Origin of the sequence: Ottowia massiliensis (genome assembly GCF_900240305.1) — a bacterium.
Taxonomy (GTDB): domain Bacteria; phylum Pseudomonadota; class Gammaproteobacteria; order Burkholderiales; family Burkholderiaceae_C; genus Ottowia; species Ottowia massiliensis.
On sequence record NZ_LT964854.1, the window covers coordinates 1,422,898 to 1,447,205 of the forward strand.

The 24,308-nt window shown below is 64.7% G+C and carries 18 protein-coding genes and 1 tRNA gene; 13 read left to right on the forward strand and 6 right to left on the reverse strand.

The genetic code is table 11. The features are described 5' to 3' along the window. Positions 1-8 precede the first annotated feature (8 nt). The gene (gene sbcB / locus C1720_RS06525; protein WP_102283641.1) at positions 9-1,484 is read left to right on the forward strand and encodes an exodeoxyribonuclease I; all 1,476 of its coding nucleotides are present in this window, start codon (positions 9-11) and stop codon (positions 1,482-1,484) included. On the opposite strand, the gene C1720_RS06530 is transcribed toward sbcB, so the two are convergent. After that, entirely contained in the window at positions 1,436-4,309 is a 2,874-nt protein-coding gene (locus C1720_RS06530; RefSeq protein WP_199170965.1) for a restriction endonuclease, read from the reverse strand. The genes sbcB and C1720_RS06530 overlap by 49 nt on opposite strands. Before the next feature lie 11 nt (positions 4,310-4,320). Continuing rightward, complete coding sequence (locus C1720_RS06535; protein WP_102283642.1) at positions 4,321-5,925, reverse strand: site-specific DNA-methyltransferase; 1,605 nt, start codon at positions 5,923-5,925, stop codon at positions 4,321-4,323. Here C1720_RS06535 and C1720_RS06540 point away from each other — a divergent pair. After that, positions 5,899-6,351: a hypothetical protein gene (locus C1720_RS06540; RefSeq protein ID WP_102283643.1), complete on the forward strand. Its 453-nt coding sequence runs from the start codon at positions 5,899-5,901 to the stop codon at positions 6,349-6,351. The genes C1720_RS06535 and C1720_RS06540 overlap by 27 nt on opposite strands. 79 nt (positions 6,352-6,430) lie before the next feature. On the opposite strand, the gene C1720_RS06545 is transcribed toward C1720_RS06540, so the two are convergent. Together C1720_RS06545 and C1720_RS06550 are read right to left on the reverse strand one after the other, a co-directional pair. After that, positions 6,431-7,438 carry a hypothetical protein gene (locus C1720_RS06545; protein WP_199170966.1) on the reverse strand — a complete coding sequence of 336 codons (1,008 nt, stop codon included), beginning with the start codon at positions 7,436-7,438 and terminating at the stop codon, positions 6,431-6,433. Between the two features lie 540 nt (positions 7,439-7,978). Then, on the reverse strand, positions 7,979-9,166 hold the full coding sequence (locus C1720_RS06550) for a Y-family DNA polymerase (protein ID WP_233200022.1): 1,188 nt from the start codon (positions 9,164-9,166) through the stop codon (positions 7,979-7,981). Between the two features lie 271 nt (positions 9,167-9,437). On the opposite strand from C1720_RS06550, the gene hrcA reads away from it, so the two are divergent. Both hrcA and C1720_RS06560 read left to right on the forward strand, forming a co-directional pair. Then, complete coding sequence (gene hrcA / locus C1720_RS06555) at positions 9,438-10,496, forward strand: heat-inducible transcriptional repressor HrcA (protein WP_102284547.1); 1,059 nt, start codon at positions 9,438-9,440, stop codon at positions 10,494-10,496. Between the two features lie 42 nt (positions 10,497-10,538). Continuing rightward, positions 10,539-10,615 (forward strand) — tRNA-Ile (locus tag C1720_RS06560). A 172-nt stretch (positions 10,616-10,787) separates the two neighbouring features. On the opposite strand, the gene cobA is transcribed toward C1720_RS06560, so the two are convergent. Then, positions 10,788-11,627 carry a uroporphyrinogen-III C-methyltransferase gene (gene cobA / locus C1720_RS06565; protein WP_102283646.1) on the reverse strand — a complete coding sequence of 280 codons (840 nt, stop codon included), beginning with the start codon at positions 11,625-11,627 and terminating at the stop codon, positions 10,788-10,790. Positions 11,628-11,744: 117 nt separating this feature from the next. Between cobA and C1720_RS06570 the strand changes: the two genes are divergently transcribed. The 4 genes from C1720_RS06570 (at position 11,745) to C1720_RS06585 (ending at position 18,551) form a co-directional block, all read left to right on the forward strand. Beyond that, complete coding sequence (locus C1720_RS06570) at positions 11,745-12,116, forward strand: DUF2946 domain-containing protein (RefSeq protein WP_233199828.1); 372 nt, start codon at positions 11,745-11,747, stop codon at positions 12,114-12,116. A 168-nt stretch (positions 12,117-12,284) separates the two neighbouring features. After that, positions 12,285-14,507 carry a TonB-dependent receptor gene (locus C1720_RS06575; RefSeq protein ID WP_233199830.1) on the forward strand — a complete coding sequence of 741 codons (2,223 nt, stop codon included), beginning with the start codon at positions 12,285-12,287 and terminating at the stop codon, positions 14,505-14,507. Positions 14,508-14,690: 183 nt separating this feature from the next. Then, positions 14,691-16,898: a TonB-dependent receptor gene (locus tag C1720_RS06580; protein ID WP_102283647.1), complete on the forward strand. Its 2,208-nt coding sequence runs from the start codon at positions 14,691-14,693 to the stop codon at positions 16,896-16,898. Positions 16,899-16,919: 21 nt separating this feature from the next. Further along, the gene (locus C1720_RS06585) at positions 16,920-18,551 is read left to right on the forward strand and encodes a PepSY domain-containing protein (protein WP_102283648.1); all 1,632 of its coding nucleotides are present in this window, start codon (positions 16,920-16,922) and stop codon (positions 18,549-18,551) included. A gap of 196 nt (positions 18,552-18,747) precedes the next feature. On the opposite strand, the gene C1720_RS06590 is transcribed toward C1720_RS06585, so the two are convergent. Then, positions 18,748-19,956 carry an MFS transporter gene (locus C1720_RS06590; protein WP_199170967.1) on the reverse strand — a complete coding sequence of 403 codons (1,209 nt, stop codon included), beginning with the start codon at positions 19,954-19,956 and terminating at the stop codon, positions 18,748-18,750. Positions 19,957-20,235: 279 nt separating this feature from the next. On the opposite strand from C1720_RS06590, the gene fabD reads away from it, so the two are divergent. The 5 genes from fabD (at position 20,236) to pspE (ending at position 24,251) form a co-directional block, all read left to right on the forward strand. Continuing rightward, positions 20,236-21,177 carry an ACP S-malonyltransferase gene (fabD, locus tag C1720_RS06595; protein ID WP_102283650.1) on the forward strand — a complete coding sequence of 314 codons (942 nt, stop codon included), beginning with the start codon at positions 20,236-20,238 and terminating at the stop codon, positions 21,175-21,177. A 68-nt stretch (positions 21,178-21,245) separates the two neighbouring features. Continuing rightward, entirely contained in the window at positions 21,246-21,989 is a 744-nt protein-coding gene (gene fabG, locus C1720_RS06600; RefSeq protein WP_102283651.1) for a 3-oxoacyl-ACP reductase FabG, read from the forward strand. A gap of 88 nt (positions 21,990-22,077) precedes the next feature. Beyond that, complete coding sequence (acpP, locus tag C1720_RS06605; protein WP_050715054.1) at positions 22,078-22,317, forward strand: acyl carrier protein; 240 nt, start codon at positions 22,078-22,080, stop codon at positions 22,315-22,317. 154 nt (positions 22,318-22,471) lie between these two features. Further along, complete coding sequence (gene fabF / locus C1720_RS06610) at positions 22,472-23,722, forward strand: beta-ketoacyl-ACP synthase II (protein ID WP_102283652.1); 1,251 nt, start codon at positions 22,472-22,474, stop codon at positions 23,720-23,722. A gap of 145 nt (positions 23,723-23,867) precedes the next feature. Further along, complete coding sequence (gene pspE / locus C1720_RS06615; protein ID WP_050716424.1) at positions 23,868-24,251, forward strand: thiosulfate sulfurtransferase PspE; 384 nt, start codon at positions 23,868-23,870, stop codon at positions 24,249-24,251. Positions 24,252-24,308: the final 57 nt, after the last annotated feature.

The window sequence follows — 24,308 nt, forward strand, 5'->3', positions numbered from 1 at the left end:
GCTGCCGCATGCAAGCCACGCCGCCCCTTTCTTTTCTCTGGCACGACTACGAAACCTTCGGGGCCAATCCGCGCCGCGACCGGCCGGCGCAGTTCGCCGCCATCCGCACCGATGCCGATCTGAACGAAACGGGCGAGCCGCTCATGCTGTACTGCCGCCCTGCGGCAGACGCGCTGCCCGAGCCTGAAAGCTGCCTGATCACCGGCATCACCCCGCAGCTTTGTGCGCAGCGCGGCCTGCCGGAGAGCGAATTTGCCGCCCGCGTGAACGCCGCGCTGGCCGAGCCGGGCACCGTGGGCGTGGGCTACAACAGCATCCGCTTTGACGACGAAGTCACGCGCCATCTGCTGTGGCGCAACCTCATCGACCCCTACGCGCGCGAATGGCAAAACGGCAATGGCCGCTGGGATTTGCTCGACGTGGCCCGCTGCGCCCACGCCCTGCGCCCCGAAGGCGTGCAGTGGCCCACGGGCGAAGACGGCCTGCCCAGCTTCAAGCTCGAACACCTGGCCGCCGCCAACGGCCTGGCGCATGAAGCCGCGCACGACGCCCTGTCCGACGTGCGCGCCACCCTTGCCCTGGCCCGCCTCATCCGCCAAAGCCAGCCGCGCCTTTTTGACTTCTGCCTGGCCCTGCGCAGCAAAGAGCGCGTGGCGCAAGAGATGGGCCTGCCCGCTGCCGTGGCCTCGGCGCGGCCCTTCCTGCACGTCAGCGGCATGTTCGGCGCGGCGCGCGGCTGCATCGCCCTCATGGCCCCGCTGGCCATGCACCCGGCCAACAAAAACGAAGTGCTGGCCTGGGACTTGATGCACGACCCCGCCGAGCTGGCCGCCCTCACGCCCGAGCAAGCCCGCCAGCGCCTGTTCACCCCCGCGCAAGATCTGCCCGAAGGCACGCCGCGCCTGCCCATCAAGGGCGTGCACCTGAACAAGGCGCCCATCGTCATCGCCGCCCTCAAAACCCTGCGGCCCGAACAGGCGCGGCAATGGGGCATCGACTTTGCCCAGGCCCAAACCCACCTGGAGCGCCTGCGCGCCCTGCCGGACTTGAGCGCGCTGTGGCAGCAGGTTTATGCCCGCCCCGAAGCTGCCGCCGCCGTGGATGTGGACGAAGACCTTTATGGCGGCTTCACAAGCCGCGACGACCGCCGCCGCCTGGACGAGCTGCGTCGCGCCTTCAAGCCCGGCAGCAGCGAGCCGCCCCGCCTGCCCGGCTTTGACGACGCGCGCCTGCACGAGCTGGTCTGGCGCTGGCGCGCCCGCAACCGCCCCGAAAGCCTCACGCCCGACGAGCAGCGCCGCTGGCGCGAACACTGCCAGGCCCGCCTGCTGCACGGCGCGGGCGGCGCGCTCACCCTGCAAAGCTACTTCGACCGCATCGACGCGCTGGCGCAAGCGCGCGAAGACGAACGCTCGCAAGACATCCTCGGCGCGCTCTACGAATGGGGCGAAATGCTGGGCGAAGGGCTGGATGAAGCGGCCTGACCAGCGCAGCCCGCACCGGTTGTCTTTGCTTTCAGCGCATCCAGCGAGTTCACCGCAGCGAACGCCACCGCCTGCGCCAGCCCGAAATGCTTGTGTCCGCAGGCAATCTTGAGGCGTTCATCCCGGCGCAGGTTTTTGTTTGCCGTACTGAACTTGGTCTCCGCCACAAAAAACACGCGCGCGCCGTTCTGAAACACCACTGCCCAATCCGGGTTGTAAGTGCCCAGCGGCGTATCTATCCTGAAGCGGCCCGGCAGCTTGAAGAAAAAGCGCACGCGCTCATCCAGTGCGCAGTCGCGGGCAAAGTCGCTTTCCACCTGGCTGTCGCTGATCACGCAGTCAAACGGCGCGGCTGCCGCATCTGTATTCAGCGGCTGCGCCTGCATCAGCGTTTTGCTCAAAGGCGGCGCGTTTGTGTCACCCGCTGGCGGATACACGCTGCTCGAAAAAACTTCCACCGGATCAAACAGCGTCATTTCATATTGGCTGTCCAACTTTTGATATTGAATGCCTTGCACCTGCAATTCATTCAAAGTATCTTTCAGGGCCGCCACTGTCATATCCAGAAACGCTTGCGGATTCACCATCAATTCATCCAGCCGCCCGCACCGGTCAAGAATGGAAAACAAGCTGGCGCGGCTCATGTGAACGCGCTCCTGAATATAGGCATACACATCCGGCACTATCACAGGAAAATCCGCATCCCTTCCATTCACGCCGCAGGCCACGCCCGCCACACCCGCTTCATTCATCACGATTTTCCCTCGGCTGGCCTGCACGCCCGGCCTGGCCACCGGCGGATATTGCTGCCGGTCAGACAAAGCCTTCACGCATTCGTCAATCAGCTTTCTTGAATCAAGCTCTACGCTGTAGCGCGTCTGGTAATTGATTTTCTGCCAGATGGCTTCAAACAACGCCTGCTCTTTGGCATCGAGCAATTTGCGCTTTACGCACGCCTTCTTGCGGGCATTTTGTATGCGCCCTTCAAAATGAATGCCGGTATCTTCTTCAATTTCGGCCTGCAAGGCGCTGGCAAAAGTCTCATAGCTTTCATTGGCAATCACGGTCAGTATATTGATGGCCTTGTCCTGCACGCGCGCGCCATTTGCATTCACGCAAAGGCGCAGGCCACGGCCTATTTCCTGGCGTTTTTTCAGCGCGCTTTGCGTTTCATTCAGCGTGCAAATCTGAAACACATTGGGATTGTCCCAGCCTTCACGCAGCGCCGAATGGCTGAAAATGAATTGCAGCGGCTCATCCGGCGAAAGCAGCCGCTCCTTGTCGCGCATGATGAGCGCGTAGGTGTCGTCATCTTTCGCGGTATTGCCGCCCGTGTCTTTCCATTCGGTGCGCGCCTGGCTGCCCCTGCCTTTTTTGTCGCCTGAAAAATAGCCGCCATGCACCTGGCCGGCATCATGCGCAATCAGGCCCTGGTATTGCTCCAGGGCGGCATGACGGGCAAATATTTCCTCAAACCACTGCGCAAATGGGCCGGGTTTCTGCCCGTTTTCATCGTACTGGCGGTAATTGGCCACCTTGTCAATGAAAAACAGGCTCAAAACCTTGATACCCAAAGGCTTCAGCTTCTTCAGCTTTGCAAAATGCGCCGCCACGGTGCGCTCGATCTGGTAGCGCATCACCTCGTCTTTCAGCGCGTCTTGCCGCTCGCCCAGGCGCAGCACGCGTCCGCCGGAAAATGCAATTTCATCCCCGCGAATATCGTTCAGTTTATAGCCTTCACGGTACGCCTCGCGCCCGTTTGATTTTTCATGCAAATCATCGCCAGGCCGAATGCGTATTTCCTTGCGCAGCACGCCGTTTTTGCCATTCACATCCATGCGCACGCGCGCGTTCATGCTTTTGGCGCCCGCGCCGATTTCCAGCAGCTCGATATACGCCTGATTATGGCCGTCATGGCCCGTTACGCCATCCACCTCAATCTGCTTGACCAGCCCCATGTCATAAGCCTGAACAGGGCCTAGCGAATACAGCAGGTTGTATGTGTTTCTATGCGTGGCCGAATAACGAAGCGTGCAAAGCGGATTCAAATCCAGCAGGGCCTGCCGGCGAATGTCCGTCTCAAAATTCTGCGGTTCATCCACAATCACGATGGGCCGCACGGAGCGGATATATTCAATGGGCGCAAAGGCGCGCTCGCCCTGCTGCCTGATTTTGTTGTCATCCTTGGTGAAACTGTCGATATTGATCACCAGAATACTCAATGCGTCGCCTTGCGCGAAGTGGCGCAAATCATTCAGGCGGCCACTGTCATAAAGCATATGCACGCAAGGCACATGGCCATAATCTTGCGCGAAATGATCGCGCGTGACGGCCAGGTTTTTCATGGCGCCTTCGCGTATGGCCACGCTGGGCGTCACGATCACGAATTTCCTGAAACCGTATACCTTGTTCAGCTCGTAAATGGTCTTGATGAAGGTGTAGGTTTTGCCCGTGCCGGTTTCCATTTCCAGCGTGAAATGGGGGCAAAACCATTCTGTTTTTCCTTCATTTCTGCGATCGGCCGCCAGCTTTTCAATCACGGGCATGGGTTTCCGGCCCTGTTTTTCCTGCTCTTCCGCCATTGCCCTTTGTATTTTTTGCACATTCTGCGAAATCTGTTCTTCCGTCAGCAAAAGCTGGTTGGCAATGCTGCCATCGGGCGCATATTCCACGCTGCCCGAAGTCTGTTGCAGGCGAAAGCCGGGGCTGCTGATGGGCTGGCCTTCAAAAGCCTGCACCACAGCGCTCACGGCGCGGGTTTGATAATCCTGCGGCGTGAATTGCAAACGCAAGCCGCCTGGCAGAGTCGCTTTGTTTTCATTCATGGCGGCGCCTTTCAAATCACGGTCAGGGCAATACCCAGCCCCTGCAATTCCAGTTGCAAATTGGCCAGTTGCTCGTCCGCCTTTTCGCCCGTAAAGCAGGAATTGAGCAAGACTACTTGCGCTGGGCGCGCTTTGGCGATTTCGTCCTTCAATGCGGACTGGTAAGGTTCAAAGCACAGCCAAAGCTCCCGGTTTTCATTGAGCAAAACGCGGTGAACCGTGAGGCCCGCCACGGTTTCGGATTTGACAATGGCTTGCACGCCCAATGCGCCCAGGCCCATTTTCAAAAGCAGCTCGGCCAGCATGGCCGTTTGCGCGTCGGTTTTTTCCTCTTTTTCCGCGTGCCGGAACATTTCCAGTTGCTCGCGCAAGGCGGCGCCATCGGCCACATCGGCGCGCCAGACCTTGAAGCAACTGGGCGACAGCGTGAATTGGGCGCAAGCCTGATTTTGCGTTTCGGCGGATTTTTCCTTTTTCAGTTTTTCAATCACCTTGGCTATGCGCGCGCGGGTAATGTCGGCAATCGTGTGATAACCGGCCTTGTAGGCTTCGGTATTTTCTTCCAGTTTTTCGGGGAGTTGCACGCAAATGCATTGACGATGGCCGCCGTCTTCCAGATTAAGTTCCATCACCGCTTGCATGGTGGTTCCGGAGCCGGCGAAGAAGTCGAGAATCAGGCTATCGGATTGTGTTGCCAGATTCAATAAATACTTGATCAAACCTGTTGGTTTTGGTGTATCGAAAATCTCTCTCGGTAAACCCAAATTGGCAATTTCATCTTTTGCCGTGGCCAAACTACCGCAATCCGTCAGTAAATTGTAATATACGTTTTTTGATTGCGAGTAGTCATCAGGGCGTTTTATTACATAAACTTTCTTTTTCTCGTCATCAAAATACAGCCTGTTTTCCTTGATCAATTCTTCAATCTTTTCTTTTCCCAAGGTCCAGCGCATGCCACTGGATGGATAAAACAATTCTTTCGTTTTCTGATTTTTTATTCCGAAAAGCATCGTGGGACGTTCATAAATTCCGGAATTGGTTTTTTCAATTCCCTCAAGGTTGTATTCAGAAATCTCATCTTCATATTTGTATACTCTGTCCATATTCCTGTAATTAAATATGTCTGCCGCTTTCTTCCTGAAGTAACAAAGAACATGTTCTGTCAAACAACCCAGAATTTTTTCGGTGTTGCCTGCTCCACCTTTTTTCTTCCAGACGATTGATTCAAAATTATCTTCTCCAAATATCTCATCACAAAGCAGCTTCAAATTCGCCGCCTCATTGTCATCTATGCTGATGAAAATCACGCCGTCGTCGCGCAGCAGGTTGCGCGCCAGATACAGGCGCGGATACATCATGGAAAGCCAGGCGCTGTGGTAATGGCCGTTTTCTTTTGTGTTTTTCTTCCACAGGCTTTGCCGGTTGAGAAAACCGGCTTCGTTTCTATCGCCGGTGCGGCGCTGGTATTCGGCGAGCGTTTCCGAATAATCGTCGGGGTAAACGAAGCTGTCGTTGCCGGTGTTGTACGGCGGGTCGATGTAAATCATCTTCACCTTGCCGTAATAGCTTTTTTGCAGGATGCGCAGCACTTGCAGGTTTTCGCCCTCGATGAGCATGTGCGGCGCTTGCGGCGGGTTGCCGGCGCCGGGCAGCAGGGTGTCGCTGGTGGTTTGCTGGATTTCGCGGCGGGCGGCGGCCTTGCCCGCCCAGCCCAGTTCGTAATGTTCTTGCGCGGCGGGCGGATCGGGTTGGTCAGGCTTCAGCAGTTGTTGCAGGCGGCGGATGTCGATTTGCCCGTCGCTGATGATTTCAGGCGCGGCTTGCCGCAGCAGCGCCGTGAGGGTGCGGGCGCGCTCTTTCAGCGCATCGGCGCTGAAGCCCGGCGCGGCGCATGCGTCAGGCTGTTGGCTGTTGGCTGTTGGCTGTTGGCTGTTGGCTGTTGGCTGTTGGCTGTTGGCTGTTGGCTGTTGGCTGTTGGCTGTTGGCTGTTGGCTGTTGGCTGTTGGCTGTTGGCTGTTGGCTGTTGGCTGTTCATATTATAACTCATAACTCGTTGATTTAAAAGGAAAAATTCTATTTCGGCGCATGGCGGAACCGATTTTGCAACAAATTTTGACGCGCTCAGGCCAGCAGCGTCAGGCTCTGGTCGGCGCTGACGAGCACGCGGCCCGCTTGTGCGTCCATGCACAGGGGCGTGCCGTGCAGGCGCAGGCGCTGCGCGGGCTGGAGCAGGTTGGTCAGCCATAGCGAGCCGGGGGCGTCGCCGGCTTCGGTCAGGGCCAGCACGCTGGCGCGGGCGGCGGCGGCCAGCGCCAGGCAGCGCTCGTCCGCAAAGCGCAGTTCCTGCCAGGGCACGCCGCCGTCCAGCCCGCCTTCTTTTACATAGAACGCCTGCCGCTGGAATGACGCCGCCGCCACCACGCACGCGCCGCCCGCCAGGGCGATGAAGGCGGGTATGAGCATGTCGGTGCCGGGCAGCGCGGCAATTTCCAGGCTGCGCAGGCGGCTGCATGCGCTGCCGCTGAGCAGCGCCAGCGCGCGGCCCTGTCCGCCTCCCTTGCCACGTTCCGCACGTTCCGCACGCGCCACGCCTGCCACGCAGATGCCGCCCGCGCTGCCGTAGGCGACGCAGGGCCACATGCCTTCGGGCAGCGGGGCTTCGTCCAGCAGCTGGCCGCTGGCCAGGTCCACTTCGGCCAGGCAGCCGGGCTGGCCTGTATGCCCTGCATGGCTGCCGCCCTGCGCCGCCGCTTGCGGCTTGAGCAGCAGCACGGCGCGGCCCGTGGCGGGGTCCACGTCCATGCTGCGGATGGCCATGCCGCCCATGCCCAGCGAGTGCGCCAGCGCCAGGCCGTTTTCGGCGTCCCAAACGTCGAGCCGCGCGCCGGCTTCGCCCGCCGCGCACAGCCAGCGGCCATGCCAGCGCAGGGCGGCCGGGTGCGTGTCGGCCTGCGCCGAGGAGGGAACGGCCTGCGCGGTGACGTTTTCCAGATCCACCACGTGCAGCCCGCCGCCGCCGGGCGAGGCCAGTGCGGCATGGGCGCAGTGCGCGTCTACCGCCACGGCGGTGGCGGCGAAAGGCAGGGGAATGTGCACAACGGGGTTCATCGGCGGGCGATTTTCGGGCATGGAATCTGGCGTGCAGCGGGCGCAAGGCAGCCGCAAGAGGGGCGCGGCGCAGGGCGGGCGGGCCGCGCGCTGCTGCCGAAAAAAGAGCGGCCTGCGCCCGCTGCGCCTGGGTTTGCGGGTGGTTGCCGGCGCACGAGCGGCCTGTTCCAGCGGCCTTTGGCGGAAGGCAGGCAGGCGGCCAGCGGCCAAGCCGTCTGCCGCCAAGGCGCTGCGGGGCCGGGGCGATGCCGTGGCCTTTGATGGCCGTTCTTCAGAATCTGTCCAACGCCTGCAATGCCTGTCTATGGGCATGGGCGCCCAAGCGCGGCCTCGGGCGGCCTGCCGGGCGCGTGGCGCTGGTCACGCTGGCTTGGGCGGCAGGCAGGAGATGGATGTGGAGAGCGCCTCAATTCAGCTCCTCTATCCATAGCATGATGTCCTAGTGGAAAGGGCGCAAAACGGTTTTTTACGCCCTTGAATTAGCTCCTTTTTTTGATGCCCTTTGGCCAAGTGCAGAGGCGTTGCGGGCTTGAGCGCCTGTTCGCAGGCGACAGAGCTTGTTCAGAAAAGCCAGCCGGTTTCGGCTGGCGCGGCGGCCGGGGCGCTGGCGGGCGCGCCCGCCTTGCGCAGCGTGCCCACGCGCACGCCCAGCAGGCGCAGGCGCGCCGTGAGGTCCACGCGCTTGAGGCATTGGCCGGCCACCTGGCGGATGCGGCGGGCGTCTTGCGTGTAGCTTTCCACGGTGGTGTCGCGCGTGGCGGTTTTGAAGTTGGCGTAGCGCAGTTTGATGCCGATGGTGCGGCCTTCGTAGCCTTTGCGGGCCAGGTCGCTGGCGACTTGCTCGCACAGGCGGGTGAAGATGGCGCCCAGCTCGGCGCGGTCGGCCACGGCGTGCAAATCGCGCTCGAAGGTGGTTTCGCGGCTCATGCTGACGGGTTCGCTGTGGGTGGTGACGGGGCGGTCGTCACGCCCCCAGGCGGCGTCGTGCAGCCAGGCGCCGTGGGTGGGGCCGAAATGGCGCATCAGCCACAGGCGCTCGCGCGCGGCCAGCTCGCCAATGGTGCGGATGCCCAGCGCTTGCAGGCGCGCATCGAGCTTGGGGCCGATGCCGTTGATCTTGCGGCACGGCAGCGGCCAGATGAGCGGCTGCAAGTCGGCTTCGCGCACGATGCTGATGCCGTTGGGCTTGTTGAATTCGCTGGCCATTTTGGCCAGCAGTTTGTTGGGGGCCACGCCAATGGAGCAAGTCAGGCCCGTGGCCTCGAAGATGCTTTTTTGCAGCAGCCGCGCGAGCACGCGCCCGCCTTCGCGCTGGCCGCCGGGCACGTGGGTGAAGTCGATGAACACTTCGTCGATGCCCCGGTCTTGCATGACGGGGGCGATTTCAAGGATGACGGCCTTGAAGGCGCGCGAGCAGCGGCGGTATTCGTCAAAGTCCGCCGGCAGCAAAAGGGCTTGCGGGCACAGGCGCGCGGCTTTCATCAGGCCCATGGCCGATCCCACGCCGAACTGCCGCGCCGCGTAGCTGGCGGTGGTGATGACGCCCCGGCCCGCGTAGCTGGCCAGGCGGGGAAAGAAGTCCACGGGCACGGCGGCCATGTCAGCGCCCGTCCAGCGCCTTTCGGGGTAGCGCGCATTCAGCTCTTGCAGCATGCGCGCTTCGTTGCGCCGCCCGCCGCCGATGACCACGGGCAGGCCCTTGAGCTGCGGGTAGCGCAGCCATTCGACGCTGGCATAAAAGGCGTCCATGTCCAGATGGGCGATGCGGCGCGGCAGGGCCTCGCCCGCCGGGGCGGCGTCAAAAGCGGCGTCAAAAGCGGCATCAGGGAGCGCGGAGGGCATGACTTTCAGAGACTGTTCATGTTCTGGCCGTGAGGGCTGAAAGTGCGCAAACGGAATGAGCTGCAAGGCGCAGATGGGCCTCGTGGTCCATCAAGAATTTGCAGCGCCGCAGAGCGCCCGATTCCGCGCTTTTCGCGCCCACGGGCAGATTGTGAACAGCTTCCTAAAATCGCCGCCCATGCTTGACGACCGCTCCCGTGTGCTGCTGAAGGCGCTGATTGAGCGCTACATCGCCGAGGGGCAGCCCGTTGGCTCGCGCACGCTTTCGCGCGCGGCGGGGCTGGATTTGTCGCCCGCCACCATTCGCAACGTGATGAGCGATCTGGAAGCGCTGGGCCTGATTGCCAGCCCGCACACCTCCGCCGGGCGCGTGCCCACGGCGCGCGGCTACCGGCTGTTTGTGGACACCATGCTCACCGCGCGCCCCGCCAAGGCCGCGCCCGATGACGCGCCCGCCGAGCGGCTTGCCGAATGGCCGGCTGAATGCCCCACGGAGCTGCCCGCCGGCCAGCCCCGGCAGGTGATTGCCAGCGCCGCGCAGCTGCTCTCCAGCCTGTCGCAATTCGTGGGCGTGGTGCAGGCGCCCAGGCGTTCATCCGTTTTCCGCCACATCGAATTCGTGCGCCTTTCCGAGCGGCGCGTGCTGCTCATCATCGTCACGCCCGATGGCGACGTGCAAAACCGCGTGCTCTTTACCGAAGCCGGGCACACGCAGGCCCAACTGGCCGAAGCGGCCAACTACCTGAACGCGCATTACGGCGGCATGGCTATCGAGCAAGTGCGCGAGCGCCTTCAGCAGGAAGTGGAAACGCTGCGCGGCGAAGTCGCCCAGCTCATGCATGCCGCCGTGCAGGCTGGCAGCGAAGCCATGCACCAGGCGCAAGGCGATGTGGTGATTGCCGGCGAGCGCAACCTGCTGGCCGTCAGCGACTTTTCCAGCGACATGAACCAGCTGCGCCGCGCGTTCGATCTGTTCGAGCAGAAAACCCAGCTCATGCGCCTGCTGGACACCTCCAGCCGCGCCGCCGGCGTGCGCATCTTCATCGGCGGCGAAAGCCAGACCGTGCCGGTGGAAGACCTCTCCGTGGTCAGCGCCCCTTACGAGGCCGACGGGCAGGTGGTGGGCACCCTGGCCGTCATCGGCCCCACGCGCATGCCTTACGACAAGGTCATTGACATCGTGGACATCACGGCCCGCCTGGTCAGCAATGCCTTGAACACGCAGGGCTGTCGCTAGAATTCGCGCCCTTCATCCGTTCTCGGAACAGATTCTCAAAAGGGGGCGTTAGCTCAGTTGGTCAGAGCAGGGGACTCATAATCCCTTGGTCGTTGGTTCAAGTCCAACACGCCCTACCAGTCAAATCAAGGGGTTGCGCGCTTTCGCAACCCCTTTTCTTTTGCGGCGCGGCATGAATCCGAAGCGCCCCTTTTGCCTGCGCCCCAAATGGGCAGAGCCGGGCAGGCGGACACAGCCCAGCTCCTTGATTCATAGCATTGGGTCCTAGTGGAATCTGCGCAGAACGGCTTTTTATGCCCTTTGAATTTGCTCCTCTTTCTGATGCTGTTCAGCGGGCCATTGCGCCGCCAGACGCACCACTTCGCCAATCACCAGCAAGGCAGGCGGCTTGACGGCGTGGCGGCGCGCCGTTTCGGGCAGATCGGCGAGGGTGCTGAACCACACCTGCTGCTGCGGACAGGTCACGCGGTGAACGAGCGCCGCTGGCGTGGCGGCGGCAAGGCCGGCGGCCTGCAATTCGCGGGCAATGGCCTCCAGCCCCGTCACGCCCATGTAGATGGCCACGGTCTGCTGGGGCTGGGCCAGCGCGGGCCAGTTCAGCCGCACGCTGTGATCCTTGAGATGGCCGGTAACGAACACGCAGCTTTGCGCGAAGTCGCGGTGCGTGAGCGGAAAGCCCAGCGCGGCCGCTGCGCCCAGCGCGGTGGTGATGCCCGGCACCACTTCCACGCTGATGCCTAGCGGCAGCAGCGCCTGCATTTCTTCTCCGCCCCGGCCAAACACGAAGGGATCGCCCCCTTTCAGGCGCGCCACGCGCAGACCCGACAGGGCCTTGTCAGCCAGACACTGGCAAATGGCCTGCTGCGTCCAGGAGTGATGGCCGGGCCGCTTGCCCACGTTGATACGCTCTGCGCGCGGCGGCACGAAGTCAAGAATGGCGGGCGACACCAGGTTGTCGTGCAGCACCACGTCGGCCTGTTGCAGCCGCCGCAGCGCGCGCAAGGTGAGCAGCTCGGGGTCGCCCGGCCCCGCACCAATGAGCGCCACGCCACCCGGCGGCAGGGGGGCGCTGGCATGCAGGCGCAAAAGCAGATCGCCAGAAATGGCTGACCCGCCATCGTGGGAAATCATCATTTTGTAACTTGACACAAGTCAATTTTGAAGACCGATCATCAGGCGGCGCGCGATGATATGCAAACTCTCCCCCTAGAATTTAAGCGCCCTTATTCCTTTTCCAGTATGCAGACCTTGCGCACACTCACCCGCATGAACCGGCTGGCCCGGTTGGCGCTGGCGTGGTTTGCGCTGACGCTGGCGGTGGCGGGGCTTTCGCCCATCGTCCACCCCAAGCCCATGCAGCTGGTGTGCGCCGCCGATGGGGCGTATTTCGTTACTGAAAACGGCGAGAAATTTGGCGAAAGCCTGCATCACCACACACTGGATTGCGCCATGTGCCTGGCAGTCATGCTGCCCACGCCATTTGCGCACGTTTTCGAGCCCAGCCCCGTGCCCCAGGGGCAGCTCATTGCGCTGAAGCCAGCGCCACGGACCGCCGCTCTGGCGGGGCCGCCACTGCCTGCGCGGGGGCCTCCTGCAGGCGAGGCGTCCGTGGCGGGTTAGCGCAGGCTTTCTATACGCCTGCCGCGCTTTCCGACCCCTGGCGCACAGGCGTATCTCTCTTTCGTTTCTGTGGATGCGCTCGCCCGCCCGGCCGCCTTGCAGCCAAGCACACATGGCCCGCCTTTCGAGGCCATTTTTTTGCCCTGCAACGCGTCTTTTCCTTTTTTCATGTTCAACCTCTCTGTTTTTCGCCTCCACCCTGTGGCGATGGGTGCGGCTCTGGCGCTGCTGTGCGCGCCTGCCCTGGCCCAGTCCTCTGAAGATGCCCGCGCCCCGCGCGACGGCAAGAAATCCGAAGCCCAGGCCGCCCTGCCAGAAGTCGTCGTGGACGACTCCACGCAGGAGCAACCCGCCAAGGTCCTGCTTGATACGCCTTCCTACACCGGCAGCCGCCTGGGGCTGACGGCGCGGCAGACGCCTGCCGTCGTCACCGTGGTGGACCGCGCCAGCATTGAGGCGCGCGGCGCGCGCACCACGCAGGAAATGCTGCAAGGCGTTCCGGGCGTCACCGCCAGCGATTCGCCTGGCGCCATCCGCTCCAGCTACCGGGGCTTCACGGGCGCTTCCGTCAATCACCTCTTCAACGGCATCAACGTGCAATACAGCATTGCCGCCCGTCCGGTGGACAGCTGGATTTACGACCGCGCCGAAGCCATCGGTGGCGCTTCCAGCTTTCTGTATGGCGCGGGCGGCGTGGGCGGCACGGTGAACTACGTCACCAAAACCGCCGAGCGCACCCCCATCACCGAAGGCCGCCTGCGCCTGGGCAGCCACCGCCTGGGCGAAGCCAGCGTGGGCCTGAACCGCCGCATCGCAGGCGAGGGCGCGCGCCACGGCGACCACCACCTGCGGCTGGACGTGAACCACCGCCGCGCACACAGCCATGTGGAAGGCATGCAGTCGCGCGCCACGCAAATTGCCACTTCGCTGCTGAGCGACCTCACGCCCGCCCTCTCGCACCTGCTGGCGTATGAATACCAGACCGAGCACGTGGACCGCCCCTACTGGGGCACTCCGCTGCTCCAGCCCGTGGGCGCAGTGGGCCGCATTGACCGCTCCACGCGCTTCAAGAACTACAACAGCATCGACGGCGTTTATGCCCAGCGCGTGCAGTGGCTGCGCTCCGTGACCGAATGGCAGGCCAGCAGCGCCTTCAGCCTGAAAAACACCTTCTATGCCTATGACGCGCGGCGCGACTACCGCAACGTGGAGGTCTATTCGTTCAACGACACCAACACCGCCGTGCGCCGCGTGGACGCCCTTTTGCAGCGCCATGAGCAGCGCGTGGTGGGCGACCGCATTGACGGCGTATGGAAAAGCGCCATCGCGGGCCGCGCCAGCGACTGGGCTTTTGGCCTGGACATCAGCCACAACCGCCAGACGCGCTACCCGAAATACGACGATGACTACGTGAGCATCGTCGATCCCTGGAACTTCCAGACCGAGCGCTTCTTCACCATTCCGGGCCTCTCCCCCACGCTCGTGCCGCTGCGCACCAACCGCGTCAAAACCCTGGCGCTGTATGCCGAAAACCGCACTGCGCTCGTTGACGGCCTGCATCTCGTCACGGCCCTGCGGCATGAGCGCCTGCGGCTGCACCTGACCAACCACGGCCGCGTCACCGCCAGCAACCCTGCCACCCTCAGCCGCAACTACCACCCCACCACCGGGCGGCTGGGCCTGGTGTGGGACGCCTCGCCCGGCATGACCTTCTACGCGCAATACGCCACGGCCGCCGATCCGCCAGCAGGCATTCTCACCACTGCCTCCGCCGACGCCCTGCTCAACTACACCGACCTCACCAAGGGCCGCCAGTTCGAGGCCGGCGCCAAGTTCAGCTTCTGGAACGGGCAAGGCGCGGCCACCCTCGCCGCCTACCACATCACGCGCAAAAACCTTGCCACGCAAGACCCCAACAACCGGCGGCTGACCCTACTCGTGGGCCAGCAGTCCTCGCGCGGCGTGGAAGCGGCCATCAGCCTGCGCCCCACGCCCAGGTGGCTGCTGGAAGGCAACATTGGCCATTCACGCGCCAAGTACGACAGCTTCTACATCAACGGCGTCTCCATGGCAGGCAAACGCCCCACCAACTCGCCCGACACCATCGCCAACCTCTGGGTCACCTACGGCATCACCCCCGCGCTCAAAGCCAGCGCGGGCCTGCGCCACGTCAGCAAGATTTATGCCGATGCGGCCAACACCCTGCACTGGCCCGCCTACACCCTGCTTGACCTGGGCCTGAGCTGGCAGATGCGCCCCGGCGCCACGCTGGACTTTCGCGTGCGCAACGCCACCGACAAGGTCTATGCCACCGAAATGGGTTCAGGCAAAAACATGGCCTACCTCGGCGCGCCCCGTGCGTTTGATCTGACGCTGCACCTGTCCTTCTGACCCGGCCAAAGCGCCCAGGCGCGGGCGTTCATTCCGCTCGCGTCTTGCTCCGCCCTTTGGTTTTGCTCCTTTAATTGGAGCATGAGGTCCTGGTGGAAAGGGCGCGAGAGCCGTTTTTAACCCCGCCAAATCCGCTCCTTTTTCAATGAACATGAGCGGCCTACGCGCCGCGAAGGAATTGCCATGCGAGTTCACCCCGCCTCCTGCGTCCTGAGCGCCGCCCTGTTGGCGCTGCCTGCCGCCGCACAGAACCTTCCGCAAAAACACCCGCAGCGCCCTTTCTCAAATGCTTCTTCCTATGCCGAGGCCAGCCTGCCCGCCGTCACCGTTGCGGCCAGTGGTGTGGAGGATGGCGCAGACGATGGCGATGCCCTGGCCCGCCGCACCGTGCCGCTGGAATCGGCGGCGGCCACCGCCTCGCGGCTGGAGGCTCCCATCAAGGACATTCCCGCCAGCGTTGAAGTGCTGGGCCGGGCCGCCATGCAGTCGCGCGGCGACCGCACCGTACTCGAAGCAGCCGAAAAGGCGGCGGGCCTGAGCGCCAGCCATTCCCCCGGTTCGCCCGGCTCCTTTTCGGCGCGCGGCTTCGCTGGCGGCGTGAGCTGGCTCTACAACGGCCTGCCTATTCCGGGCGGCACGGGCATGTCCAGCCGCCTGCTTGACACCGGCAACCTCGCCCGCATCGAAGTGCTGCGCGGCCCCTCTTCCGTGCTGCATGGGGCTTGGGGCACGGGCGCGGTGGTGAACCTCATCACGCGCGAAGCCAGCTTCGAGCGCCAGCGTCCGGAGCTGGATTACAGCCTGGGCAGTCACCGCGCCCACCGCCTGCACTTAGGCGCGGGCGGCGCGCTCAAGGCGGACACGCTGGCCTGGCGGCTGGACTACGCGGGCGCTCATGCCCACAGCCCCGTGCAGGCTGAGCGCACGGTCAAAAACCAGCTCAACGCCTCGCTGCTGGCCCGCTTCAGCGCCCGCCTGCGCCTGACGCTGGCACTGGATCACGCCAGCGACAACGCCCGCAACGTCTATTACGGCACGCCCCTGATCAATGGCCGCCTGGCCGGAGCGCTGCGCCACATCAACTACAACCAGCTTGAAGATGGCATCTTCAAGGCGCGCAACACTTGGCTGCGCGTCCACCTGCAATGGGACGCCGCCCCCGGCTGGCAAGTGGACGGGCGCCTCTACGCGCTCAAGGGCTTCAGCGACTGGCGCAATATCGAAAACTTCGCCTGGCTGGGCGGCGCCGCTCCGGCCAGCCAGCGCGTGCAGCGCTCTTCATGGGTGAATCTGGACCACCACCGCGACCTCATCGGCGGTCGGCTTGACGTGCTGCGCCGCAACCAGATCGCGGGCCGCCCCAACCGCCTGCTGGCGGGCGTGGACCTCAGCCGCCTGCAATTTGCCTCCTGGCGCAACGATTTCGGCGGGCGCGATGAAGTCAGCGCCTGGCAGCCTCCCGTCACCCGCTTCGGCAGCGTGGGCCGCGCCAAGACGCCCGCACGAGAAACCACCGTGCGCCAGGCCAGTCTTTATCTGGAAGACCTGCTGGAAATCACCCCGCAACTCAAGCTCATGACCGGTCTGCGGCACGAACGCATTCAGGGCCGCTGGCTCTGGCTGGACCGCAGCGGCCACCCGCAGGCGCGCAAAACGCACCGCTACACCGCCTGGCGCGCAGGCGTGGTGTATGAGGCTGTGCCGGACCTGCACCTTTACGCATCGCTGTCCACTGCTGCCGAGCCGGGCGGCACCCTGCTGCTGGCCAACCCCCAGCAAAGCCAGCTGCGTCTGACCACGGCCCGGCAAGCGGAAATAGGCGTCAAGCAATCGCTCTGGGAGGGCAGGGGCGAGTGGACGGTGGCGCTCTACGACATCCGCAAGCGCAACGTTTTCGTGCCTGACCCGCAGCGCCCCGCCGACCGCATCGCCATTGGCCAGCAGTCTTCGCGCGGACTGGAACTTACTGCCGCCTGGCGGCCCGCGGCACAGTGGCAGCTACAGGCCAACGCTGCCTGGGTGCGGGCGCGCTATGACGACTACCAAAGCGGCAACCCGCCCGTCTCCTACAACGGCCATCGCCCGCCCATGACGCCCGCCCTCGCCCTCAACCTTGGCCTAGGCTGGCGGCCCGCTCCCACCTGGCGGTTCGACGCCTGGCTGCGCCGCCTCTCGCGCGTGTACGTGAACGACGCCAACACCGCCACCTTGCCCGCCTACGCCACGCTTGATCTGTCAGCCGCCTGGCAAGCTAGCCCGCAGACCGAAATCACCTTTCGCGTGCGCAACGCCACCAACGCCCTGTATGCCCACGCCGTGTACTACAGCGGAACACAGGCCATGCTGGCGCCGCCGCGCAGCTATGAAATCGGCGTGAAATGGCGTTTCTGAATAACGTCTGCCAAGGCCCTCATGAACTTTCACCCCAAACGCTGGCCGTTCCTTGTTCACCGCTGGCTGGGCATTGCCCTGAGCTGGCTGTTTGTGTGCTGGTTTGTCTCCGGCATGGTCATGATGTATGTGGGCCACCCCAAGCTCACCGAAGCCGAGCGGCTGGCGCACCTGCCGCCGCTGCAAGGGCAGGCCGGGCTGCTGGCGCCACAGCAGGCGCTGGAGGCGGCGGGCGTGCATCAGCCGCTGGCTGCGTTGCGGCTGGCCGTCAGCAGCGGCGCGCAGGCGGTGTATTTCGCCACGCCTGACACGGACGGCCGCATGGCGGGCCGCAGACCGCAGTCTGTGCTGCCCATCCTGATTGACGCGCACACCGGCCAGCGGCTGGATTCGCAGCCGTTCGACGCCCGCCACGCCCTGGCCAGCGCCGCTGCGTGGGCGGCTGAAGGGGCCGCCGCCGAATCAACGCCAAAGCCGCAAGTGCCGCCCGCCGCCGTCTCCTATCTGGGCCTGGTGGAAGAAGATGCGCACACCCATTCCGCCGCGCTGGACGCGCACCGCCCGCTGCACCACGTGCAGCTGCATGACGCGGCGGGCACGCAGCTGTATGTCTCCAGCCGCACGGGCGAGGTCGTGCGCGACGCCACGCGCAGCGAGCGCGGCTGGAACTACCTGGGCTCCTGGCTGCATTGGCTCTACATGTTCCGGGGCGGTGCGTGGGATGCGTGGTGGGCGCTCATCATCGACACCCTGGCCGCGCTCGGCTGCGTGGCCGTCCTGACCGGCGCGGCGGTGGGCATCTGGCGCTGGCGCTTCGGGCAGCCCTACCGCACCGGCAGGCGCACGCCTTACCCGCAGCCCATGATGCGCTGGCACCACATCAGCGGCATGCTGTTCGCGCTGGCGGCCTGCGCCTGGGTTTTCAGCGGGCTGATGTCCATGAACCCGCTGGGCGTGTTCAGCAGCCAGGCCGAGCCGCTGCAAGTCAAGGCTCTGCAAGGCGGCCCCCTGCTGCCCGCCGGTGAATGGGCCGCGCCGCAGGCGCTGCTGGCGGCAGTTTCGTCTGCCGATTCCGGCGCGGCCCCCATCCGCGAACTGCGCTGGCAGCCCGCCCTGGGCCGCACGCTCGCGCTGGCCTTTGACAGCCAGCGGCCCGGCGCGCCCCGCGTGCTGGACGCGCGCGATGCCGCCCCGCTGGATCTGCCCGCCAGAGAAGTGCAGCAAGCCGCCGCCCGCCTGCTGCCCGCCCCCGTGGCCCAGGCGCAAATGCTCACGGCCTACGACTTCTACTACTACCCCCGCGCCGACCACACCATGACCGGCGGCCACGCCAACCGCCCGCTGCCCGTGCTGCGCCTGGTTTTTGACGACGAACACGCCAGCTGGGTTTACGTCGATCCCCGCACGGCGCAAGTGCTGGAGCGCACCGACCGCGCCCGCCGCGCCAGCCGCTGGCTTTTTACCCTGCTGCACAGCTGGGACTGGCTGCCCCTGCTGGAGCGCCGCCCGTTGTGGGACGCCTTCATGCTGGCCCTGAGCCTGGGCGGCGCGGTCCTGAGCCTGACGGGCGTGGTCATCGGCGCGCGCCGCCTGGCGCTGAAAGCGCGGCAGGCGCGCGCCTTGAACGGCAAGGCGCGCAGGGCGGGCAGCTAATTGGAAACGGCGCTCCCAGGCGGTTTCTCGCCTGCCAGGCATCACCAAAAACAGGAGCAAATTCAAGAGGGTCAAAAATGCCTCTTGCGCAGTTTCCACTAGGACATCATGCTATGAATAGAAGAGCGAAATAGTGTCATACGGCCTGCTCCGCTTTGCTTCGCGCTCCTGTCTGGGCCAGGCCATGAACAGGTTCTCAGGCGCGCAGGCTTTCGCGCCGCGCCGTCCACAGGCAGGCCGCGAACATGCCCAGGCCGCCCAGCGCCAGCGCCGCGCCCACCCAGCTGGTGGAACGCCAGCCCCAGCCTGCCTCAATGGCCGCGCCGCCCAGCCACGCGCCCAGCGCGTTGGCCAGATTGAAAGCCGACTGATTCAGCGCCGAAGCCAGCGACTGCGCCTTGCCCGCCACATCCATCAGCCGCATCTGCGTGCCCACGCCCAGCGCGCCGATGGTGCCCACCAGAAACAGGCCTGCAGCCGCCGTCACCGGCCACAGCGCCGCCCAGTAAAACAGCGCCATCACGGCCAGCGCCCAGACCAGAACGCCTGCGATCGAAGGCATCAGCCACCGGTCCGCCAGCCGCGCGCCTGCCAGATTGCCCGCCACCATGCCCATGCCAAACAGCGAAAGCGTCAGCGGCACCCAGGACTGCGGCATGTGGCTGACATGCAGCAGCGTCGGCTTGATGTAGCTGAACACCGCGAACAGCCCGCCAAAGCCAATGGCCGCCACGCCCAGCGTGAGCCACACCTGCGGCAGCCGCAGCGCCGAGAGTTCATCCAGCACGCTGCCTTGCGCCGGAGCGGACTGCGCGGGCACGTGGCGCTGGATCAGCCACGCAGCCGCCAGCGCATTGCAGCCCACCAGCGCGAAAGCGGCGCGCCAGCCGAAAAACTCGCCCGCCCAGGTGGCCAGCGGCACGCCAACCACGGTTGCCGCCGTCAGCCCCGTCATCACCAGCGCCACGGACGTGGCCCGCCGCCCCGGCGGCGCCAGCGCGGCCGCCACCAGAGCCGCCGCGCCAAAGTACGTGCCGTGCGGCAGCCCGGCCACAAAGCGCAGCGCTATCAGGGACGGATACCCCGGCGCGAGCGCACTGGCGAAATTGCCCAGCGCGTACGCCAGCATCATCGCCACCAGCAGCCAGCGCCGCTGCCATTTGGCCGTCAGCACCGCCAGCACCGGCGCGCCCACCATCACGCCCGCCGCATACGCGCTGATGGCGCGCCCCGCCTGCGCAATGTTCACTTGCAGGCCCTTGGCCACCTCGGGCAGCAAACCCATGATGACGAACTCGCCCGTGCCGATGCCAAAGCCGCCCACGGCCATGGCCAGCATGGCTGCAACGGGAAAGCGCTCCGGACGCGCCAGTGGGGCCGCAGCCTCGCAAGAAGGTGAAGACATAGGAGAGAAAAAAAGACCGCGGATTGTGCCGCCCGGAGCCGGTTCGGGTTGCTGCAAAAAACATAGTGGCCCGCGCCCGTTTCACCAGGACTTGCGGGCGATTTGCCCCTTGCAGCCCAACCCGGCTCCCGGGTTTTGGCCCTTGACGGGCAACTTGCAAGCAGGCCCCGAAAAATCCAGCGCGTTTCGAAGGCGGCGGGCGGATACCGCTGAAAATCGCGCTTGCAGGCCGCGCACAGGCCGTTCACACACTTCAATATTGCAAAGGAAATACACGTCATGACTGCTTTCGCCTTCGTTTTTCCCGGGCAGGGATCCCAATCGGCCGGCATGCTGGATGCCTGGGGTGAACACCCCGCCGTGCGCGAGACGCTGAGCGAAGCCAGCGACGCGCTGGGCGAAGACCTGGGCCGCCTGATTCACGAAGGCCCGAAAGAAGCGCTGCAACTGACTGCCAACACCCAGCCCGTGATGCTGGCGGCGGGCGTGGCCTGCTGGCGCGCCTGGCGCGCCGAGGGCGGCGGCCTGCCGGTGGCCGTGGCCGGGCATTCGCTGGGCGAGTATTCGGCGCTGGTGGCCGCTGGCGCGCTCACGCTGGCGCAAGCCGCGCCGCTGGTGCGTCTGCGCGCCACGGCCATGCAGCAAGCCGTGCCCGTGGGCGCCGGGGCGATGGCGGCCATTCTGGGGCTGGATGCGGCCCAGGTGCGCCAGGGCTGCGCCGAAGCCACGCGGGCCATGAACAACCCGGCAGAAGTGGTGGAAGCCGTGAACTTCAACGACCTGACGCAAACCGTGATTGCCGGCACGAAAGCGGCGGTGGACAAGGCCTGCGGCGTTCTCAAGGAAATGGGCGCGCGGCGTGCGCTGCCGCTGCCGGTTTCGGCCCCGTTTCACTCCAGCCTGATGAAGCCCGCTGCTGAAAAGCTCAAAGCCGCGCTGGAGGGCGTGACACTGGCCGCGCCGCAAATTCCCGTGGTGAACAACGTGGACGTGGCGGTGGAAAGCGATCCGGCCCGCATCCGCGACGCGCTCTACCGCCAGGCTTTCAGCCCTGTGCGCTGGGTGGAATGCGTGCAAAAGCTCAAGGCGCTGGGCGCTGCGGCCATCGTCGAATGCGGCCCCGGCAAGGCGCTGGCAGGCATGACCAAGCGGATTGACGACAGCCTGGCGAGCGCCGCCCTGTATGACCCGGCGACGCTGGCGCAGGTCAAGGCGCTGTAATTTGCGGCCCGGCGAGGCGTTTGCTGGCCGCCATTTCAAGTTTCATCAATGGAAGGAGTGAAGTTTTCATGACCGGTTCAACCCAACAAATCGCCCTGGTTACAGGCGCCACGCGCGGCATTGGCGCGGCCATTGCCCAGGCGCTGGCGGCTGGCGGCATGGCCGTGATTGGCACGGCCACGTCAGATGAAGGCGCGCAGAAAATTTCGGCGGCGCTGGCCGCCTGGCCGGGCTGCAAGGGTGTGACGCTGGACGTGCGCGATGGCGCGGCGTGCGAAGCGCTGGCGGAGTCCATCGTCAAGGAGCGCGGCGCGCTGCATGTGCTGGTGAACAACGCCGGCATCACGCGCGACACGCTGGCCATGCGCATGAAAGACGAAGACTGGAACGCGGTGCTGGAAACCAATCTCACGGCCGTCTTTCGCATGAGCCGCGCCGTGATGCGGCCCATGATGAAGCAGCGTTATGGGCGCATCGTCAATATCACCAGCGTGGTGGGCGCCACGGGCAACCCCGGCCAGGCCAACTACGCGGCGGCCAAGGCGGGCGTGGCGGGCATGACGCGCGCGCTGGCGCGCGAGCTGGCCAGCCGGGGCGTGACGGTCAATTGCGTGGCCCCGGGCTTTATTGCCACCGACATGACGGCCGTGCTGCCCGAAGAGCAGCAAAAGGCGCTGGCCGCGCAAATTCCGCTGGGCCGCATGGGCACGGCTGAAGAAGTGGCCCATGCCGTGGCCTGGCTGGCCAGCCCCGGCGCGGCGTATGTGACCGGGCAGCAGCTGCACGTCAATGGCGGCATGTTCATGGACTGAAGGCCGCCGATGCTGCGGCAGGCCGCGCCAGCGCTCTCTGCAAGCGCGGCTAGAATCCCCTGTTTTTCACAACCCTTAGAGGGAATCCATGAGCGATATCGAAGCACGTGTCAAGAAAATCATCGCCGAGCAGCTTGGCGTGGAAGAGTCCCAGGTCACCAACGAAAAAGCATTCGTGGCCGATCTGGGCGCTGATTCTCTGGACACTGTGGAGCTGGTGATGGCCCTGGAAGATGAGTTCGGCATCGAGATTCCGGACGAAGACGCCGAAAAAATCACCACGGTTCAGGCGGCCATCGACTACGCCAACACCAAGAAGGCAGCCTGACCGGCCCACGCGCATGCCGTCAGCAGGCGCGCTGCCCGGCGCTCCATGATCGCCCGGTCCAGGCCGCCGCTTGCAAGGCCACTCCCGCCGACAGGCCCGCTCCCGTCTGCGGGAGTTTTGCTGTTGGCCCTTTGATTTTGTGGAGCAAGACAAGATGAGCCAACACCGTCGCCGCGTTGTCGTCACCGGCCTGGGCTGCGTCAGCCCCGTCGGCAACGACGTCAGCCAGAGCTGGGCCAGCCTGCTGGCAGGCCAGAGCGGCATCACCGCCATCACCCGTTTTGATACATCGGCTTTTGCCTGCCGCATTGCGGGCGAAGTCAAGGGGCTGGATGTGTCCGCCGTGGTTTCCACCAAGGAAGCCAAAACGATGGACACCTTCATCAAGTACGGCCTGGTCGCCGCCGCCGAAGCCGTGGCCGATGCGGGCCTGCCTACGGGCGAGGCGCTGGATGAGGCGCAGGCCGAGCGCATTGCCTGCGTCATCGGCTCTGGTATCGGCGGCTTGCCCATGATTGAGGAAACCTGCGCCGATTACGCCCAGCGCGGCCCGCGCCGCATTTCGCCCTTTTTCGTGCCCGCCTCCATCGTCAATTTGCTGGCGGGGCATGTTTCCATCAAATTCGGCTTCAAAGGCCCCAATCTCACGCTGGCCACGGCCTGCTCAACGGGGCTGCACTGCATCGGCCAGGGCGCGCGCCTCATCCAGTATGGCGATGCCGATGTGGTGGTGGCCGGCGGCGCTGAATCCACGGTTTCGCCGCTGGGCGTGGGCGGCTTTGCCGCCATGCGCGCCCTCTCCACCCGCAACGACGACCCTGCCGCCGCTTCCCGTCCGTGGGACAAGGAGCGCGATGGTTTCGTGCTGGGCGAAGGCGCGGGCATTCTGGTGCTGGAAGAGTACGAACGCGCCAAGGCGCGCGGCGCGAAGATTTACGCCGAGCTGGCCGGCTTCGGCATGAGCGGCGACGCCAGCCACATCACCGCCCCCAATGTGGACGGCCCCCGCCGCGCCATGCAGGCGGCCCTGCGCGATGCGGGGCTGAACGCTGACGAGCTGGACTACATCAACGCCCACGGCACCTCCACGCCGCTGGGCGACATCAATGAAACCAACGCCATCAAGGCCGCTTTTGGCGAGCAGGCGCGCAGGCTCGTGATCAGTTCCACCAAGTCCATGACCGGGCACCTGCTGGGCGGCGCGGGCGGCATAGAAAGCATCTTCACCGTGCTGGCCCTGCACCACCAGAAAGTGCCGCCCACCATCAATCTGCACACGCCCGATCCCGAGTGCGACCTGGACTACTGCGCCAATACCGCGCGCGATGTCAGGCTGCAAGCCGCCCTGAAAAACAACTTCGGCTTTGGCGGCACCAATGGCTCTTTGGTGTTCACGCGCGTGTGAAGCGGCTGCATGCCACTGATCCGTGTTTTGGCAAGGCCTGCTTGGAATCCCCCTGGAAAACACTGGCGTATTAGGCGGCCCTGTCAGCCGGCAAGGCCAGGCGCTTCTAGACTCGCGCCCTTTTTCAGCCTTGTTTTCCATTCACATGCAAAAACTGCTTCTGGCCGCGCTGGCCGCCTTCGCTTCGCTGACCGCCTGCGCGCAAACCCCTTCTTCCACCGCTGCACACATGACTGCTTCTGCCGCCCAGGCTTCACCCGCCGCCACCAAAGCCCCCGGCATCTGGATTGACGTACGCACGCCCGAAGAGTACGGCCAAGGCCACCTGAAAGACGCGGCCAACATTCCCTTGCAGGAGTTTGCCGAGCGCATTCAGTCCGCCGTGCCCGACAAAAATGCCGCCGTGCATTTGTATTGCCGCAGCGGCCGCCGCTCCGGCCAGGCCGAGCAAATCATGCGCGAGCTGGGCTACAAGAACGTAACCAACCAGGGCGGCTACGAAGACCTGAAGGCCCAGGGCCTGAGCTGATTGGCGCGGTTGCCCGGACAACCCCGGCCACGGCAAGGCGCACCGCTTGCGGTGCGC

Bases quoted from the DNA above. Each gene is read 5' to 3' on its own strand.
- C1720_RS06530 (WP_199170965.1), bottom strand. From the start codon at position 4,309: ATGAATGAAAACAAAGCGACTCTGCCAGGCGGCTTGCGTTTGCAATTC.
- fabD (WP_102283650.1), top strand. From the start codon at position 20,236: ATGACTGCTTTCGCCTTCGTTTTTCCCGGGCAGGGATCCCAATCGGCC.
- C1720_RS06545 (WP_199170966.1), bottom strand. From the start codon at position 7,438: ATGCCCGAAAATCGCCCGCCGATGAACCCCGTTGTGCACATTCCCCTG.
- fabF (WP_102283652.1), top strand. From the start codon at position 22,472: ATGAGCCAACACCGTCGCCGCGTTGTCGTCACCGGCCTGGGCTGCGTC.
- acpP (WP_050715054.1), top strand. From the start codon at position 22,078: ATGAGCGATATCGAAGCACGTGTCAAGAAAATCATCGCCGAGCAGCTT.
- C1720_RS06535 (WP_102283642.1), bottom strand. From the start codon at position 5,925: ATGCTCATCGAGGGCGAAAACCTGCAAGTGCTGCGCATCCTGCAAAAA.
- C1720_RS06580 (WP_102283647.1), top strand. From the start codon at position 14,691: ATGCGAGTTCACCCCGCCTCCTGCGTCCTGAGCGCCGCCCTGTTGGCG.
- C1720_RS06585 (WP_102283648.1), top strand. From the start codon at position 16,920: ATGAACTTTCACCCCAAACGCTGGCCGTTCCTTGTTCACCGCTGGCTG.
- C1720_RS06575 (WP_233199830.1), top strand. From the start codon at position 12,285: ATGTTCAACCTCTCTGTTTTTCGCCTCCACCCTGTGGCGATGGGTGCG.
- cobA (WP_102283646.1), bottom strand. From the start codon at position 11,627: ATGATTTCCCACGATGGCGGGTCAGCCATTTCTGGCGATCTGCTTTTG.
- C1720_RS06550 (WP_233200022.1), bottom strand. From the start codon at position 9,166: ATGGACGCCTTTTATGCCAGCGTCGAATGGCTGCGCTACCCGCAGCTC.
- pspE (WP_050716424.1), top strand. From the start codon at position 23,868: ATGCAAAAACTGCTTCTGGCCGCGCTGGCCGCCTTCGCTTCGCTGACC.
- sbcB (WP_102283641.1), top strand. From the start codon at position 9: ATGCAAGCCACGCCGCCCCTTTCTTTTCTCTGGCACGACTACGAAACC.
- hrcA (WP_102284547.1), top strand. From the start codon at position 9,438: ATGCTTGACGACCGCTCCCGTGTGCTGCTGAAGGCGCTGATTGAGCGC.
- fabG (WP_102283651.1), top strand. From the start codon at position 21,246: ATGACCGGTTCAACCCAACAAATCGCCCTGGTTACAGGCGCCACGCGC.
- C1720_RS06590 (WP_199170967.1), bottom strand. From the start codon at position 19,956: ATGTCTTCACCTTCTTGCGAGGCTGCGGCCCCACTGGCGCGTCCGGAG.